The organism is Devosia sp. LjRoot16 (genome assembly GCF_964252795.1).
Taxonomy (GTDB): domain Bacteria; phylum Pseudomonadota; class Alphaproteobacteria; order Rhizobiales; family Devosiaceae; genus Devosia_A.
The window spans coordinates 733,575-749,292 of record NZ_CAXUPH020000001.1 but is presented as its reverse complement, the minus strand read 5'-3'; the positions used below and the strand labels follow the sequence as shown (position 1 = coordinate 749,292).

Genomic DNA, 15,718 nt, shown 5'->3' with positions numbered 1-15,718 from the left:
CTTACTGCTCCTTGAAGCGGTAACCTACGCCGTAGAGGGTTTCGATCATCTCGAAATCGTCGTCAACGGCTTTGAACTTCTTGCGCAGCCGCTTGATGTGGCTGTCGATGGTGCGATCATCGACATAGACCTGGTCATCATAGGCCGCATCCATCAGCGCATTGCGCGATTTCACCACGCCGGGGCGCAGCGCCAGGGCCTGGAGGATCAGGAACTCGGTGACGGTCAGCGTCACCCGCTGGCCCTTCCAGGTGCAGGTGTGGCGCTCTTCGTCCATCACCAGCGAACCACGCTCGATCAGCGCCTTGCTCGGCGCGGCCTCGGCGCCCGGATTTGCCCCGGCTGCGGCGGGGTCGCGCGGCGCGGCGCGGCGCAGCACCGATTTCACCCGCTCGACCAGGAGGCGCTGGCTGAACGGCTTGGTGATGAAATCGTCGGCGCCCATCTTGAGCCCGAACAGCTCGTCGATTTCCTCGTCCTTGCTGGTGAGGAAGATCACCGGCACGTCGGATTTCTGGCGCAGCCGGCGTAAGAGTTCCATACCGTCCATGCGGGGCATCTTGATATCGAGGATGGCGAGGTCCGGCCGGTCGGCGGTCAGACCTTCCAGGCCCGAAGCCCCATCGGTATAGGTGGCGACCTGATAGCCCTCGGCTTCGAGCGTCAGTGACACCGAAGTCAGAATATTGCGGTCGTCATCCACCAGTGCGATCTTGGGCATTGAGCTCCCTTTCATCCAACTCTCGCTGCGCGATTCAGCATCGCGCCTCGAATTGTGGCGAGCATTGACTGCCACAATTGCGCATAAATAAGGCGCGTCGCCAATGATTGCCAGCATGCCGCACTCAACCGAAGTCGCAGGACTTCCGTCTTAAGCCGGATTTCCCGATGGGCGAGGGGCCCTATACGGCCGTAACTCATGGTCATTCCAGACCGAGGGTAACGGCCATGGCGCAGCGTATCGACGACAAGATTCACCTGGAGCTCGCAACGCGGATCGGGGCTTTGGCTCATGTCCGTTGGGACGAGTTGCCCCCCACGCTGGTGGAAACCGCGCTCGCCGAGGGCGAAGGGCGGCTGGCGGCCGGCGGGGCGCTGGCAGTCACCACCGGGGTGTTCACCGGCCGCTCGGTGAAGGACAAGTTCATCGTCCGCGATGCCATGACCGAGCATCAGGTCTGGTGGGACAACAACCAGCCGATGGCGCCTGAGCAGTTCGAAACCCTGCTCGCCGACATGGTTGCGGCCACCGCCGAGCGCACCCTGCACGGCCAGCACCTCCTCGCCGGCGCCGACGAGCGGCAGCAGCTGCGGGTCAGCGTCATCACCGAGACCGCCTGGCACGCGCTGTTCATCCGCAACCTGCTGATCCGGCCGGAAACCGTGGGAGGGGCGACCGACGTCACCATCCTCCACCTCCCGAGCTTCACCGCCGATCCGGCCCGCCATGGCAGCCGCAGCGGCACGGTGATCGCCTTGGATATGGCGCGAAAGCTGGTGCTGATCGCCGGCACCGCCTATGCCGGCGAGATCAAGAAATCGGTGTTCTCGCTGTTCAATTTCCATGCCCCGTTCGCCGGCACCATGCCGATGCACTGCTCGGCCAATATCGGCGGCGATGGCGATGTGGCTTTGTTCTTCGGCCTCTCGGGTACCGGCAAAACCACGCTGTCGAACGATCCCGAGCGCCTCTTGATCGGCGACGACGAGCATGGCTGGACCGCCGATGGCGTGTTCAACCTCGAGGGTGGCTGCTACGCCAAGACGGTGAAGCTCAGCGCGACGGCCGAGCCGCAGATCCATGCGGCGACGCAACGCTTCGGCACCGTGCTCGAGAACCTGAAGCTCGATGACAACCTGGTGCCGCTCTACGACGACATCTCGCTCACCGAGAACACCCGCGCCGCCTACCCGCTGGAAACCCTGCCGGCGGTGGCGCCGGGCGGTGTCGGCGGCAAGCCCCGCACCGTGGTGTTCCTCACCGCCGACGCATTCGGCGTTTTGCCGCCGATTTCGAAGCTCACCCCCGAACAGGCGGTGTTCCACTTTCTTTCGGGCTACACCGCCAAGGTGGCCGGCACCGAGCGCGGCGTCACCGAGCCGGTCGCCACCTTCTCGGCCTGCTTCGGCGCGCCGTTCATGCCACTCCACCCCACGGTCTACGGCCGGCTGCTCGAGCAGCGTCTCGAGGTCTCGGGCGCCCGCATCTACCTGCTGAACACCGGCTGGACCGGCGGTGGCTACGGCGTCGGCAAGCGCATCGACATCGCCACCACCCGCCGGCTGCTCGACGCGGCGCTCGCGGGCGAACTCGAGCGCGCCGAACTGCGCACCGAGCCGCTGTTCGGCATGCAGGTGCCGCTCCGCGTCGAAGGCGTCACGCCCCGCGCGCTCGACCCCCGCGCCAACTGGGCCGACGTCGCAGCGTACGATGCGGCAGCGGCCAAGCTGCAGGACCTGTTCGCGACGAACTACCGGAAGTTCGAGCCGGTGTCGGTCGCGGCTGAGTAGGGCCGCGATTGCTGAGTGTGACGGTCCCCGCGCGAGCGGGGATTGTTGTTTCTGGGGGCACGTGGCTCCCCACGACCCCCTCTCTGGCGAAAACTAAGGACTTAGCTTCGCTAAGCCCAAGTTTTCGCTTTCTCCCCCCGCCGAGGGGGAGAGCCCCGACTGAAACCCCGATCCAAGTGGAGGCCACCGATCATCTCCCCCCTTGCGGGGGAGAAAGCGATTTCTTGGGCTTAGCTTCTTGGCTAAGCCTTAGAAATCGCAAGAGAGGGGGTTGCGGAGCCACCGTGCTCCCTGGGAGCCCCCCCAAATGAAAAAGGCCCCGTTCAGGGCCCATTCATCCGGTGACTGTTAGGTCTCAGTTCGTCGAGTAGAAGACGTGCGAGCCGATGGCGGCGACGCGGTTGAAGGTGTGGGACCATTTCGGCGCCACTGCCGTCGTGTGGTAGAACAGCACCGAGGCCGGCACCACGCCTGGGCGCTCGCCGCGCTGGAATTCGTAGAACGCGTCTTCGGCCAGCTTGATCGACCGGTTCCAGGCCGAGCGCTCGCGACCCAAGTCAGAACGACCGTCGCAGGCGAAGGTGAACTGGCACTTGTAGCGGCCCTTGTCGGCGTTCTGGAACACCACGCCGCAAATGGTCGAGGGATACTTCTTGCTCATCGCCCGGTTGATGATGACGTTGGCGACGGCTAGTTGCCCCTCGCGGCTTTCGCCGCGGGCTTCGTGGTAGATCGCCTGGGCGAGGCAGAGCCGTTCGCCGTCGGCCAGCTTTACCCGCTTGGTGGTCGGCACGAAATCGGCCTTGGCATAGCTGGAGAGCACGGCTGAGGTGAGCGCTGGCTTGTCGGAGATATCGACGCTCTCGATCGCGTCGAGCGCCTGGTTCTGCCGCTTGGCGATATAGCCCATCAGCATGGCTTCGGTCAGTTCCGCCTTCGGGGCCGGAACATCAAAGCCTTCAAAATTGTCGAGTTGCTTGCGGCGCTCCACATAGGCCTGCAGCACCTCATTGGTCAGCTGCGGCTGCGCACTGGTCTGGAACTGCTCGCGCTTCAGCGCCACCCTCTGGGTGATGGCGGCGGGAACCACCGTCTCGTCGACGAGTTCTTCAGCGGACGACGGAGCAAATGTCACCAGCAGCACCAGTGCTGCTGCGGCGAACGCCAATGCATGCGTGAAAACACGCATCGCTGGTGCGATCGACCCTGCTCGCAATCCGCCTACCTTCCCCCGATGCCGCCCCCGAGGCAGCCCCAGTTGTCTAGTTACCCTTGCCCGGAACGTAGCCGAGCTTGGGTGACGATGGAACCCAGAATTTACAGTTACTTAACCATGAATGTTAGGTTGCTAATTTGAGGTTAACGGCTCTCCCTCCGGGGTGAAAGCCCTGATTTTACTGAGTTTTGGAGGTGGGTAAGGGGGTGTTGCGGCAATCGATAAAAGTTAATCGATCCGAATCGTTGCGCGAACGACACAGTTTCCACGCCCCTTGCGAGGGCGTGAATTAACCTGGCGATTCCAGCTGGACTTGGGGGCCGGTCAGCCCTGGGCGAACGCCGCAGTCCTCAGATCATGGAGACTGTGCATCACCGCGACGCAGAGCGCGCTGATCTCGTCCGAGGGGGCGACGATGTCGGGCACCATGATGGTCTGCAGCCCTGCCGCATGCGCGGCGCGCACCCCGGTATGGGAGTCTTCCACCGCAATGCAGAGGCTCGGGTCGATCCCCAGCCGCTTTGCCGCCATCAGGTAGGGCTCGGGATGCGGCTTGGGGTTGACGACGTCATCGCGCGTCACCACCGTCTCGAACATCGACAGGATCCCGGCGCCGCCAAGGTGGCCCAGCGCGTGCGGGGCCCGTGACGAGGTGGCGACCGCCGCCGGGATGCGGCGGGCCTTGAGTTCGGCGAGCAGCTCGTGCACGCCGGTCTTCACCGGCACCACTTCGCTCATCTTCTCCCTCATCAGCACCCGGCACTTCTCGTCGAAGATCGTGTAGGGGAAGCTGACCCCATAGGCCTCGACCAGCAGCCGGTTGGTGGTCTCGTGGCTGGAGCCGACCATGGCGTGGTGCACGGTCTCGGTCATCTCGAAGCCGAGCTCACCGCTCACATCCCAGACGATCTGCTTGAACACCATCTCGGTATCGAGGAGCGTGCCATCCATATCGAAGACAATGGCGGAGAACGGGCGGAGCGGAGCGGTCGGAACGGTCGGGGACATGTCGGGGGATATAGGCAGATTTCACTCCCGCCGCTACCCTTGGCTTCAACCACCGGCGACGACCTGCTATGAGCCCAGCGATGACCGTGTTCGATCCCTATAAGGTGCTTGAAGTCAGCAAGGCCGCCCGCCCCGCCGACATCAAGCAGGCTTACCGCCGCAAGGTGCAGCTCGCTCACCCCGATCGGGGCGGCGACCCGGAGCACTTTGTCGTCGTGGTCCGCGCCTTCGGCCTCCTTTCCGATCCCGACTCGCGCCGGCTGTTCGACGAGACCGGCATTATCGATGACGAGGCGGTGACCAGCTATCGCCGCGAGGTGGCGGCGATCCTCGCCGACATGTTCGATGCGGCGGTCGAAACCGCCATCGCCACCCGGCTGAAGCTCGAGAACGTCGATTTCATCGCCCAGATGTCGGCCGCCGTGCAGACCGGCCTCGCCGATGCCCGGCTCTCGATGGCCCGCACCGACACCGAGATCGGCGCTCTGCAGACGCTGCGCGCCCGCATCCGCCGCACCGACGAAGACCGCAACATCTTCGCTGAACGCCTCGACGCCCAGGTCGCCGCCAAGGCCGAACAGCACCGCACCATCAAGCGCCGCGTCGCCATGCTGGAAACGGCGCTGGCGGAGCTGGGCAATTACGAGAGCGAGATCGAACTGATCGCAGCGCTGGAGGCTGAGGGGTAGGGGCTTTGCGCCCCGTGGCGGCTCCGATCTAGCTACCCCACCGAATGTCATCCCAGCGAAAGCTGGGACCCATCTATCCGCCGGCGCGGGCTGCGAGTTGGGTCCCAGCTTTCGCTGGGATGACACCGAGTTTGGGTAGGGCGCGGTGGGCTTATCTCACCAGGTCTGCGGTTAGCGGATCCTCCACCCCGTCATAATATCGCTCCAGCACCCGCCGGAACGGCGTCGCATCCTCCGCCGCATGTGCGAACAGCGTCATCGACGATTTGAGCTTCACATCGTCGGGCGAGCCGAAGATCTCATGCGCCGTCCTCCCGGCAACGCCGCCGACAATCCCCGCACACTCGACCAGCCGCGCCCCCAGCACGGGATGCGCCAGATACGCCCGCGCCTCCTTGAGATCGGCAATGCCGAAGCGCAAAGCCGTGGCGCTACGGCCGAGCGCCTTGAGCTGCGGGAAGATGAACCACATCCAGTGCGTCTGTTTCCGCCCGGCGCGGAGCTCGGCCAGCACCTGGGCGTAAACCGGCTCCTGCGCCGTGACGAAATGCTCGAACATGCCTCGAGCCTAGCACGCGCCAAACTCCCGCGGATTGGAACTCCCGAACCCCGCGCGAAGTTTTTTCATCACCCATGTCGATTCCCGATTTCGCCGCTCGTCGTGAAGTCAGAAGGCGCGAGGGACGCGCCGACGACAACAGGAGAAACGACCATGAAGACCACCCTTCTTGCCGCCGCCCTTGCCCTCGGCTTCGTTGGTGCTGCCCAGGCCGAAACCGCCAAAATCAACGGCCTCGACATGTACTACGAGGTGCATGGCGAGGGTGAACCGCTCGTGCTGCTGCACGGCGCCTACATGTCAGTCGACAGCAACTGGGCCGGGCTGATCCCGACCTTGGCCAAGGACCACAAGGTGATCGCCGTCGAGCTGCAGAGCCACGGCCACACCAGCGACCGCGACACCCCGATCACCTATGAGGGTATGTCCGATGACGTGGCGGCGCTGCTCGACGAACTGAAGATCGACAAGGCCGCGCTGTTCGGCTTCTCGATGGGCGGCGGCGTCGCCATCCGCTTTGCCATCGATCACCCCGAAAAGGTCACCCGCATCGTCGCCGCGTCCGCCGGCTACAAGTATGACGAGGAGACTATGGGCCCCGATTTCATGAAGATGATCGAAGGGATCACTCCCGAGATGTTCGCCGGCAGCCCGTTCGAAGGCGAGTTCAAGCGCCTGAACCCGCACCCGGAGAATTTCCCGCTGCTGGTCGAAAAGCTGAAGCAACTCGACCTCAACACCTTCGACTGGTCGGCCGATTTCGCCAAGATCAGCGTGCCTTCGCTCTATATCTACGGTGACGCCGATATCGTCGGGCTCGACTATATTTCGAAGCACCATCAGGCCGCCGGTGGCCTCGTCAACGGCGACATGGCCGGCCTGCCCAAGACCCAGCTGCTGGTCCTCCCCGGCACCAGCCACATCAACGTCTTCTTCAACCCCGCGAACGTCGAGATCATGAAGGCCGTGGTCCCGGCCTTCCTGAAGCAGGAACTCCCGGCCAAGCCGAGCTTCCCTGGCTGATCGACGGCAGAATGAGTGTGAGGCCGGCGGGAAACCGCCGGCCTTCTTTGCTCGATCCCGCAGTCGTCACCCTCCCCCTCGCGGGGAGGGATCAAGGGTGGGGGGTGAAACACACTCAGTTGCTTCGTTGGCCCCTGGCCAGGGCGCAACATTTGCGCCCGCGTGGCCGTCGTCACCGTCACTGCTGACAGCCTTTGTCAGCATACCCCGGCCAAACCTTGTCACACCAGACAAGGAGACCCCCGATGAGCACCATCGCCACCTGTTACTGCGGCGGCACCCGCATCGAGCTGCCCAAGGCGCCGACCGAGGCCACCCAGTGCACCTGCACCTGGTGCACCAAATCCGGCGGCCTCTGGGCCTATTACGATGTCGGCGGCCCGCGCATCCTCTCGGACACTTATGGTGCGGTGTACTCGCCCGTGAGCCCGCTGCACGAGCACCACTTCTGCACCCGCTGCGGCTGCACCACCTACGGCGTCAGCCCCGACTATTCGCTCGAGGACACCGAGGTGCCGGAGCGGAAGAAGATGGCGATCAACGTCAAGATCCTCGACGACTACGAGCTGATGCAGTCGCTGCCGGTGAACGTCATCGACGGCCGCAACCTCTGGTAGCCGAAAATGAAACGGGCGGCCGAAGCCGCCCGCTGAATTTCTGTCTCTAACCCGTCCGGATCGGCAACTGCCGACCGCGAGGTCAGAAGCCCCAGTTAAGACCGACCGTGACCTGATGGGTAGTGATGTTGAGCGGGCTGGGTGGCGCCAAGCCGAGGGTGTAGTCGGCATCGCCATAATCGCTGTAGCGATAGGCCAGGTCGACCGACAGGTCCTCGGTGGCGGCGAACTCGAGGCCGGCGCCCACCGTCCAACCGACATGGGTGGCGTCGTCGCCAAAACTGGGGCCCAAAACCGGCACAGCCTCGACGCTGTTGTGTGCGACGGCCAGACCCGCTGTCAGGTAAGGCAGGAAAGCACCGCCGTCGAAGCCGATCCGGCCGCGCAGCGAGCCTTGCCAGTCGACCGTCGAGGTGAGGCTGCCAAACCCCGGCTGGGTAAGCGTCTCGGTGAGGTCGGCCCAGGCGATGTCGCCGACGACGCCCAGCACGATGCCGTTATCCAGCGTGAAATTGACGCCGGCAGCGACGCCAAGCAACCAGCCCGCCGGCTCAGGGAACTGCGCGCCGGGCGGCGCAAGGTCACTGCCGAGCTCGGCCCAGCCATAGCCACCGAACACGCCGATAAAGGCGCCATCCCAGTTGCCGCTGGCCTGGACCACGCCGGCCTCAACCGGGGTATCGATGATGAGATCGGCCGCCGAAGCCGAGGAAATGGCCAGCGCCGAGACGCCTGCCGCAAGGAGAAGCACAAACTTGTTCATTGGAGCCCACCGCAAAGAATAATCAGTATGCAATCCCAATGGCATAGCCGCGCCCCAAACGGAAGCGCGGGGAGCGCGAAATTCCAGTTTCGCGGAGGCTTGATAACGTAAGCATCACGACACGCGGAACGATCAGCGCTCGATGTAGCAGTCGTCACCCTCCCCCTCGCGGGGAGGGATCAAGGGTGGGGGGCGAAGCACGCTCGATTGGTGCGTGGGCCCCTTCCCATCAGGGGATGTACTTGGCATCGCGCTGCGGAGCGAAACCCCGTTCCATCCAGCGCGCGTCGCCCCCCACCCTAGCTTCGCCAGGTCGCGTCGCTCCCGGCTGCGCTACCCTCCCCGCGAGGGGGAGGGTGACCGGTGCATCACCTCAGTGCCGCGTCTTGCCGTCCTCTTCTTCCTCGAACAGCTCGGCATTGGCCGCATCGGCCGACAGCCTCACTTTGTCGCCCTCGACGGCGGCGACGAGGATGCCCGGCACATAGTGGTGATGCCCCTCATGGCTACCGCCCGGCGCCTCGGCCTTGGTGAGCTTGATCCGCCCACCCTCAACCCGATCCACAATCCCCACATGCACCCCATCGGCGCCGATGACTTCCATATGTTCGCGGATACCCGAAAGGTTCGACATGACACTGCTCCTTGGTTGCTGGAGCAGGGGGAACGCATGGGGGCGGGGATGGATGCGGAACCATCCCACTTGCAGACGCCCAATGATCGGAGTCATGTATTCCCGTGGGGTAGGGGGAATAAATGACATTTAAGGATGATGTCGCCGATTTGGCGAAGCGCGCCATTAGTGCGCAGGCAATAGCTCAAACCGAAGAGGCCACCAAGAACGCCATCGTCATGCCGTTTCTGCGTGTGCTCGGATTTGACGTCTTTGATCCGACGCAGGTTATTCCCGAGTATGTGGCCGATGTCGGACTCAAGAAGGGCGAGAAGATCGACTACGCCATCAAGATCGGTGGTCAGATCGAGTATCTGGTTGAGGCGAAGTCGGTCTCCGTGAGCTTGCGAGACGCCCAGTACAGTCAGCTTTTTCGGTACTACCATGCCTGCGACGCGAACATCGGCATCCTGACCAACGGGCTGCAGATCTGGTTCTTTGCCGACCTCGAGGCGCCCAACAAGATGGACGCCAATCCGTTCTTCAAATTCGACCTCCTGTCCTACGACGACAACGACCTCCGAGAGCTGGAGAAGTTCCACAAGAACACCTTCTCGATCGAGAACATCAAGGCTGCGGCGTCCTCGCTGAAGTACCTGCGCGGCGCGATGGCTTTTATTGAGAAGCAGTGGGCGAGCCCGGACGAGGAGTTCGTCCGTATGGTGGCCCGCGACTTCTATGAGGGGCAGTTGCGCTCGTCGGTCGTCGAAACGATGAAGCCGATCGTGAAGCGGGCCTTCGATGACCTGTTCCGGCAGCGCGCGCTGAAGCGGATCGACGTAGCCTTCGATGGTGGCAAGGAAGAGAAGCTGCCTGAGGTGAACGAGGCCAAAGTCGAGACGACCGAGGAGGAGAAGCAAGCATTCATGATCGTCCGCGCTATCGCAGCCGAGGTGGCGCCTGTCTCACGTATTTTCCTGCGAGATGCTCAGTCCTACTGCGCCATCCTCTTCGACGACAATAATCGCAAGCCCATCGCGCGCCTGCATTTCAACGGGAAGGGCAAGTTCGTGACCATCTTCGGGGCAGACAAGGAGGGGGTGCGGCACGACATTGTGGAGATCGAGGACCTCTATCAGTTGCGGCAGCACATCGGAGCAACCATCAGGTCGTACGTGGCGTAAACATGTCCCAGATCGTTGACCCCAAGAACTGGCACGACTTGATATCCGAGCTGTACGAGGGCGACTTCAATCCCGCCATTCGACGTTATCGCTCCACGGCAGCATATCGAGGGGTGGTAGACGCCACATGGGAGCTCGAAACTTCCTTGATGCGCATCAAGGGTGACTACGCGTCACTGGAGCCTCATCTCTTGAGGAACTTCCGCAAGTATGCACATCGCGACGTCGCCGACAAAGATTCATTCTGGTACTGGCTTTCAGTAGCCCAGCATCATGGTTTGCCCACGAGACTTCTCGATTGGACGTACTCTCCGTTTGTTGCGCTCCATTTCGCGACGGATCATCTCGATAAGATGGAAGTCGACGGGGTAGTATGGGTAGCCGATGTTCCCGCGATACATCGTCTATTATCTACTCCTCTGCGTTCGGTACTAAGGTCCGAGGGGTCGGGGGTATTCACCGTCGACATGCTCGCCAACCTAGAGAGAGACAACCGCGTCAGCGATCCGACGTCGCTGGCTGGGCCGCAGAACGTAAGGCCAAGGAACGTTAGCAATCTTCGAGACTTCGACCGTTTGTCGAAGAAGCCCTTCGCACTGTTCTTTGAACCTCCTTCACTAGACGATCGTATCGTGAATCAGTTTGCCCTTTTCTCCGTTATGTCTGACCCGACCATGATGATGAATAGGTGGTTCGGTCAGCGCGGCAGCCTATACAAAAAGGTCGTAGTCCCGGCGAAGCTCAAATGGGAAGTCCGAGATCGGTTGGATCAAGCAAACATTACGGAACGCGTCATCTACCCTGGACTGGATGGGCTTAGTAGGTGGCTAAAGCGGCACTACTACCACCATCCCTAATGCACGGGATCACGCACACATCTTGTGCCTGAGCCAGAATCGAAGATCGCAATGTCATCCCAGCCCTCCACCGTCGACTACCTCCTCGAACAACTCGCCTCCGCCGGCGCAGTCTCCGCTCGCAAGATGTTCGGCGAGTATGGCGTCTACTGCGACGGCAAGATCGTTGCGCTGGTCTGTGACGACCAGTTTTTCCTCAAGCCGACACCGGAGGGACGGGCGTTTCTCGGGCAGGCGGTGGATGAGCAGCCGGCTTACAGCGGCGCCAAGCCGAGCTTCCGGATTGCCGGGGAGCGCTGGGACGATGCGGAGTGGATGGCCGAGCTGGTGCGGGTGACCACCGCGGCGCTGCCGATGCCGAAGCCCAAGGTGAAGAAGAAGCGCTGATCGCTGGGGGCAACTGCGGCTGGTGCTCAGGCGGTCGACCCTGGCTCGATCGGTACCCTCCCCTTGACGGGGAGGGATGGGGTGGGGTGTGCGGTACGCTGGTGGCCAGCAGTCAGGCACTGAGCCCGCTTCGCCCCCACCCAAGCTGCGCTAGGTCGCGTTGCTCCCGAGCTGCGCTACCCTCCCCGCGAGGGGGAGGGTGCCTGACTGATAGATTGGTGCGCGCTAATGCGCCCCGTCCCAATCCCGAGCCGCGTGCGCGTCCACCTTGATCGGCACGGTCAGCCGGACCGCCGGTTCCGACGCGTTCTCCATCGTCTTGACGATGACCGGGATCACGCCGTCTTCCTTGCCTTCGTCCACCTCGAAGATCAGTTCGTCGTGCACCTGCAGCAGCATCTGGGCGTCTGAGCCGGCGGCTTTCAGTGCTGGTTCCATGCGGATCATGGCGCGGCGGATGATGTCGGCGGCAGAGCCCTGGATCGGGGCGTTGATGCTCGCGCGCTCGACGAAGCTGCGCTCGGCCGGGTGCGAGGAGTTGGCGTTGGGGAAGTTCACCTTGCGCCCGAAAATGGTCTCCACATAGCCATCGGCCTTCACCTTGCGGCGCTGCTCGGCCATGTAATCCTGGATGCCGGGGAAACGGGCGAAGTAGGTCTTGATGTACTCCCCGGCTTCCGAGCGCTCGATTCCTAGTTGATTAGCCAAACCAAAGGCCGAGATGCCGTAGATGATGCCGAAATTGATCGCCTTGGCGCGGCGCCGCACTTCCGACGGCATGCCTTCGACCGGCACGCCGAACATTTCCGACGCCGTCATGGCGTGAATGTCGAGCCCCTCCTCGAACGCATCCTTCAGCGCCTGGATATCGGCGATGTGGGCGAGGACGCGGAGCTCGATCTGCGAATAGTCGGCACTGATCAAAGTCTTCCCTGCCGGCGCGACGAAGGCGGTGCGGATCTTCCGGCCATCCTCGGTGCGCACCGGGATGTTTTGGAGGTTCGGGTCGTTTGAGCTCAGCCGCCCGGTCAGCACCGAGTGCTGCGAATAGGTGGTGTGGACCCGCCCGGTGCGCGGGTTGATGTAGCTCGGCAGCGCATCGGTATAGGTGCCCATCAGCTTGGTCAGCTGGCGCCAGTCGACGATGGTGCGGGCGAGCGGGATGCCCTGCGTCGCGAGATCCTCGAGCACATCGGCGCCGGTCGACCAGGCGCCGGTCTTGGTCTTGGTGCCACCGGGCAGGCCCATGCGGTCGAACAGGATTTCGCCCAGCTGCTTGGGCGAGCCGAGGTTGAAGTTGGAGCCGGCCAGCTCATAGGCCTCGGCTTCCAGAGCAGCCGCGCGCTGCGCGAAATCGCCCGAGAGGCGGCTGAGGATCTGCCGGTCGACAGTGATGCCGCGGCCTTCCATGCGCGCCAGCACCGGCGCCAGCGGCCGCTCGATGGTCTCGTAGAGCGTCGTCATGTTCTCGGCCACCAGCCGCGGCTTCAGCACCTTCCACAGCCGGAAGGTCAGGTCGGCATCTTCGGCGGCATATTTCGCGGCATCGGCGATCGGCACCTGCGCAAAGGTCTTCTGCGTTTTGCCGCTGCCGAGCAGCTCCTTGATCGACATGCCGGCGAGACCCAGCCAGTGATCGGAAAGCTCGCCCATGGTGTTGAACTGCGGGCCATCGAGCGAATAGCTGAGCAGCAGGTTGTCGTCGAACGAGCGCACCTCGATGCCGTAGCGGGCGAGGATGCCGAGGTCGTATTTGACGTTGTGGAAGATTTTGAGGATCGAGCGATCGGCAAACAGCGGCTTGATCTGCTCGAGCGCCGCCCGGAGGTCCATCTGCCCCTCGGCCATGCCGCCGCCTAAGAGGTCACCATGCCCCTCGGTATGGCCGAGCGGCAGGTAGGCGCCATTGCCCGGCGCGGTCGAGAACGAGATGCCGACGAGATCGGCGGTCTGGTTGTCGAGCCCGGTGGTCTCGGTGTCGGTGGCAACGATCCCCTCGGCATAGGCCGCGTCGATCCAGCGCTGCAGGTGCGCGGCGTCGCGAATGATCTCGTATTTCGAATGGTCGAGCGGGATCGCTTTGATCTTTTCATGCTCGAGCTTGGCATGCAGCACCGGAGCGGAATCCGCCCGGCCCTCAGCCGATTGCCGCGCCACGCGCGCCTCGGCCCGGGCATTGTTGTCAAAGCCCACCGGCTCGGCGGGCTTGGCCGCCAGCTCCGGATCGGCCGGCCACGCCTCGGGGTCGGCATCGAGCAGGGTGCCGAGGCGCTTCGAAATGGCGAAGAATTCCATCGCCTTGAGGAACGGAAACAGCTTGGCCGGTTCGACCGGCTGGCGCACCAGGTCCTCGAGCGGCAGCTCCACCGGCGTCTCACGGTTGAGCGTCACCAGACGCTTCGAAATCCGGGCCAGTTCGGCATTGGTTTCCAGCGCCTCGCGGCGCTTCGGCTGCTTGATCTCGGCGGTGCGGCTTAAGAGCGTCTCGATATCGCCAAAGGTGTTGATCAGCTCGGCCGCGGTTTTCACCCCGATGCCGGGAACGCCCGGCACGTTGTCGACCGCGTCGCCGCAGAGCGCCTGCACCTCGATGACCTTATCCGGCCCGACGCCGAACTTGGCGAACACCTCGTCCGAGCCGATCCAGCGCAAAGGCGGCTGGCCAGGGCGCGGAATGGTGTCGAGCAGCCGCACCGAGCCATCCGGCTCCACCAGCTGCATCAGGTCCTTGTCGGACGAAACGATCGTCACCTTGCCGCCGACGTCCTTGGCGAGCGCGGTGTAGGTAGCGATGATGTCGTCGGCCTCGTAGCCTTCCATCTCGATCGAGGGCAGGCCGTAGGCGCGGGTCGCGGCACGGGTCAGCGGGAACTGCGGCACCAGTTCTTCCGGCGCCGGCGGCCGGTGCTGCTTGTATTCGGCGTAGATCTCATCGCGAAAGGTCTTCGACGAATAGTCGAAGATCACCGCCATATGGGTCGGCGCGTCGTCGCCCGAGAGATCCTCGCTGAGCTTCCAGATCATGTTGCAGAACCCGATCACGCTGCCCACCGGCAGCTTGTCGCTCTTGCGGGTAAGCTGCGGCAGGGCATGGAAGGCCCGAAAGATGAAGCCTGAGCCGTCGACGAGAACGAGATGCATGAAACGATTCCGGATGGTCGGGGCCGGACCTTAGCCGAGAAGCCGCCGGGGATGAACCCTGACGAAGGCTGACACGGGGGGCAGTCCGGCGCCGCTGCAACCGCTCCCGATTGTAATCGCCCTGACGCGCACCATGTCTAGGCTACCGGTCGGGCCGGGAGGGGAGATAAGGATGCGGGCAGCTGTCTATCGGTCGTTCGGCGGGCCGGACGTGGTGCGGGTTGAGGAGCTGCCCAAACCGGTGCCGCAGGCCGACGAGGTGCTGGTGCGCGTCCATGCCTCGACGGTGAGCGTCGGCGACTACCGCATGCGGACCCGCGACCTGCCCAAGGGGCTCGAATTTTTCGGCCCGCTGACCATCGGCATCTTTGCACCGCGCAAGAAAATCCTCGGCATGGATTTCGCCGGCGTGATCGAGGCGGTGGGCGCCGGCGTGACGCGCTTCAAGCCGGGCGACGCGGTGGTGGGCCTCACCGGCATGAAGTTCGGCGGGCATGCGGAATATGTCACGCTCAAGCAGACCGAGGCGATGGTGCTCAAGCCCGAGGGCTGGAGCTTCGAGGATGCCGTGGCGCTGGTATTCGGCGGCCACACCGTCGCCGAGTGCATCCGGCAATGCCCGATCAGGCCCGGCGACGAGGTGCTGGTCAACGGCGCTTCCGGCGCCGTCGGCACTTCGGCCGTGCAGGTGGCGAAACACTTCGGCGCCGTGGTCACGGCGGTGACCAGCGCCGGCAATGCCGAGCTGGTGCGCTCGCTCGGCGCCGACCACGTGATCGACTACAAGGCCGAGGATTTCACGAAGAACGGCAAGCAGTACGACGTGATCTTCGAGTGCGTCGGCAATGCGCCGTTCGAGCGGGCCGAGCCCGCGCTGAAACCCGGCGGGGCGCTGCTGCTGGTGATCCTCGACTTGAAGGGCATGCTCGGCGCCGGCAAAAACAGCCGGCGCAGCGGCAAGCGGGTGATCCCGATCAGCTTCAAGCCCAGGCCGGAGGATGTCGCCTTCGAGATCGAGCTCGCCAAGGCCGGCGCATTGCGACCAGTCATCGACCGGATTCATCAGCTCGATCAGGTGGTTGAGGCGCATCGTCACGTCGATACCGGACGCAAGCGCGGCAGTGTCGTGCTGCAACTGGCAGGATAGATG

Annotated in this window: 15 protein-coding genes; 8 read left to right on the top strand and 7 right to left on the bottom strand. The window is 63.6% G+C overall.

Annotated features, from left to right (window positions below; genetic code table 11):
* Position 1 precedes the first annotated feature (1 nt).
* Positions 2-721: a response regulator transcription factor gene (locus ACSQ23_RS03535; RefSeq protein ID WP_055876245.1), complete on the bottom strand. Its 720-nt coding sequence runs from the start codon at positions 719-721 to the stop codon at positions 2-4.
* 227 nt (positions 722-948) lie between these two features.
* On the opposite strand from ACSQ23_RS03535, the gene pckA reads away from it, so the two are divergent.
* A complete protein-coding gene (gene pckA / locus ACSQ23_RS03530; RefSeq protein WP_436089743.1) occupies positions 949-2,511 on the top strand; it encodes a phosphoenolpyruvate carboxykinase (ATP) in 1,563 nt (520 codons plus the stop codon).
* Positions 2,512-2,866: 355 nt separating this feature from the next.
* On the opposite strand, the gene ACSQ23_RS03525 is transcribed toward pckA, so the two are convergent.
* Together ACSQ23_RS03525 and ACSQ23_RS03520 are read right to left on the bottom strand one after the other, a co-directional pair.
* Positions 2,867-3,700, bottom strand: a complete 834-nt coding sequence (locus tag ACSQ23_RS03525; protein WP_436089742.1) for a cell wall hydrolase — start codon at positions 3,698-3,700, stop codon at positions 2,867-2,869.
* A 351-nt stretch (positions 3,701-4,051) separates the two neighbouring features.
* On the bottom strand, positions 4,052-4,735 hold the full coding sequence (locus ACSQ23_RS03520) for an HAD family hydrolase (RefSeq protein ID WP_436089741.1): 684 nt from the start codon (positions 4,733-4,735) through the stop codon (positions 4,052-4,054).
* A gap of 80 nt (positions 4,736-4,815) precedes the next feature.
* Between ACSQ23_RS03520 and ACSQ23_RS03515 the strand changes: the two genes are divergently transcribed.
* Positions 4,816-5,424 (top strand): DnaJ domain-containing protein, encoded by a 609-nt coding sequence (locus tag ACSQ23_RS03515; protein WP_055876256.1) that lies wholly within the window; start codon positions 4,816-4,818, stop codon positions 5,422-5,424.
* A gap of 151 nt (positions 5,425-5,575) precedes the next feature.
* On the opposite strand, the gene ACSQ23_RS03510 is transcribed toward ACSQ23_RS03515, so the two are convergent.
* Positions 5,576-5,983, bottom strand: a complete 408-nt coding sequence (locus ACSQ23_RS03510) for a DUF1810 domain-containing protein (RefSeq protein ID WP_436089740.1) — start codon at positions 5,981-5,983, stop codon at positions 5,576-5,578.
* Positions 5,984-6,136: 153 nt separating this feature from the next.
* Between ACSQ23_RS03510 and ACSQ23_RS03505 the strand changes: the two genes are divergently transcribed.
* Both ACSQ23_RS03505 and ACSQ23_RS03500 read left to right on the top strand, forming a co-directional pair.
* Positions 6,137-7,006: an alpha/beta fold hydrolase gene (locus ACSQ23_RS03505; protein ID WP_436089739.1), complete on the top strand. Its 870-nt coding sequence runs from the start codon at positions 6,137-6,139 to the stop codon at positions 7,004-7,006.
* Positions 7,007-7,251: 245 nt separating this feature from the next.
* Positions 7,252-7,623 carry a GFA family protein gene (locus ACSQ23_RS03500; RefSeq protein ID WP_436089738.1) on the top strand — a complete coding sequence of 124 codons (372 nt, stop codon included), beginning with the start codon at positions 7,252-7,254 and terminating at the stop codon, positions 7,621-7,623.
* An 82-nt stretch (positions 7,624-7,705) separates the two neighbouring features.
* On the opposite strand, the gene ACSQ23_RS03495 is transcribed toward ACSQ23_RS03500, so the two are convergent.
* Entirely contained in the window at positions 7,706-8,386 is a 681-nt protein-coding gene (locus ACSQ23_RS03495) for an outer membrane protein (protein ID WP_436089737.1), read from the bottom strand.
* A 373-nt stretch (positions 8,387-8,759) separates the two neighbouring features.
* Complete coding sequence (locus ACSQ23_RS03490; protein WP_055876270.1) at positions 8,760-9,020, bottom strand: DUF2171 domain-containing protein; 261 nt, start codon at positions 9,018-9,020, stop codon at positions 8,760-8,762.
* Between the two features lie 122 nt (positions 9,021-9,142).
* Here ACSQ23_RS03490 and ACSQ23_RS03485 point away from each other — a divergent pair, with 122 nt between their 5' ends.
* Genes ACSQ23_RS03485 through ACSQ23_RS03475 form a run of 3 tightly spaced genes read left to right on the top strand, consistent with a single transcriptional unit; the run spans position 9,143 to position 11,427 of the window.
* Complete coding sequence (locus ACSQ23_RS03485; RefSeq protein WP_436089736.1) at positions 9,143-10,183, top strand: type I restriction enzyme HsdR N-terminal domain-containing protein; 1,041 nt, start codon at positions 9,143-9,145, stop codon at positions 10,181-10,183.
* Positions 10,184-10,185: 2 nt separating this feature from the next.
* Entirely contained in the window at positions 10,186-11,040 is an 855-nt protein-coding gene (locus tag ACSQ23_RS03480) for an FRG domain-containing protein (protein ID WP_436089735.1), read from the top strand.
* Positions 11,041-11,091: 51 nt separating this feature from the next.
* Positions 11,092-11,427, top strand: a complete 336-nt coding sequence (locus ACSQ23_RS03475; RefSeq protein WP_436089734.1) for a TfoX/Sxy family protein — start codon at positions 11,092-11,094, stop codon at positions 11,425-11,427.
* 225 nt (positions 11,428-11,652) lie between these two features.
* Here ACSQ23_RS03475 and polA read toward each other — a convergent pair whose 3' ends face one another.
* Entirely contained in the window at positions 11,653-14,568 is a 2,916-nt protein-coding gene (gene polA, locus ACSQ23_RS03470) for a DNA polymerase I (protein ID WP_436089733.1), read from the bottom strand.
* A gap of 172 nt (positions 14,569-14,740) precedes the next feature.
* Between polA and ACSQ23_RS03465 the strand changes: the two genes are divergently transcribed.
* Positions 14,741-15,715, top strand: a complete 975-nt coding sequence (locus tag ACSQ23_RS03465; protein WP_436089732.1) for an NAD(P)-dependent alcohol dehydrogenase — start codon at positions 14,741-14,743, stop codon at positions 15,713-15,715.
* Positions 15,716-15,718: the final 3 nt, after the last annotated feature.

Coding starts and splice junctions, on each gene's coding strand:
- ACSQ23_RS03535 (WP_055876245.1), bottom strand. CDS start 721: ATGCCCAAGATCGCACTGGTGGATGACGACCGCAATATTCTGACTTCG.
- pckA (WP_436089743.1), top strand. CDS start 949: ATGGCGCAGCGTATCGACGACAAGATTCACCTGGAGCTCGCAACGCGG.
- ACSQ23_RS03525 (WP_436089742.1), bottom strand. CDS start 3,700: ATGCGTGTTTTCACGCATGCATTGGCGTTCGCCGCAGCAGCACTGGTG.
- ACSQ23_RS03520 (WP_436089741.1), bottom strand. CDS start 4,735: ATGTCCCCGACCGTTCCGACCGCTCCGCTCCGCCCGTTCTCCGCCATT.
- ACSQ23_RS03515 (WP_055876256.1), top strand. CDS start 4,816: ATGACCGTGTTCGATCCCTATAAGGTGCTTGAAGTCAGCAAGGCCGCC.
- ACSQ23_RS03510 (WP_436089740.1), bottom strand. CDS start 5,983: ATGTTCGAGCATTTCGTCACGGCGCAGGAGCCGGTTTACGCCCAGGTG.
- ACSQ23_RS03505 (WP_436089739.1), top strand. CDS start 6,137: ATGAAGACCACCCTTCTTGCCGCCGCCCTTGCCCTCGGCTTCGTTGGT.
- ACSQ23_RS03500 (WP_436089738.1), top strand. CDS start 7,252: ATGAGCACCATCGCCACCTGTTACTGCGGCGGCACCCGCATCGAGCTG.
- ACSQ23_RS03495 (WP_436089737.1), bottom strand. CDS start 8,386: ATGAACAAGTTTGTGCTTCTCCTTGCGGCAGGCGTCTCGGCGCTGGCC.
- ACSQ23_RS03490 (WP_055876270.1), bottom strand. CDS start 9,020: ATGTCGAACCTTTCGGGTATCCGCGAACATATGGAAGTCATCGGCGCC.
- ACSQ23_RS03485 (WP_436089736.1), top strand. CDS start 9,143: ATGACATTTAAGGATGATGTCGCCGATTTGGCGAAGCGCGCCATTAGT.
- ACSQ23_RS03480 (WP_436089735.1), top strand. CDS start 10,186: ATGTCCCAGATCGTTGACCCCAAGAACTGGCACGACTTGATATCCGAG.
- ACSQ23_RS03475 (WP_436089734.1), top strand. CDS start 11,092: ATGTCATCCCAGCCCTCCACCGTCGACTACCTCCTCGAACAACTCGCC.
- polA (WP_436089733.1), bottom strand. CDS start 14,568: ATGCATCTCGTTCTCGTCGACGGCTCAGGCTTCATCTTTCGGGCCTTC.
- ACSQ23_RS03465 (WP_436089732.1), top strand. CDS start 14,741: ATGCGGGCAGCTGTCTATCGGTCGTTCGGCGGGCCGGACGTGGTGCGG.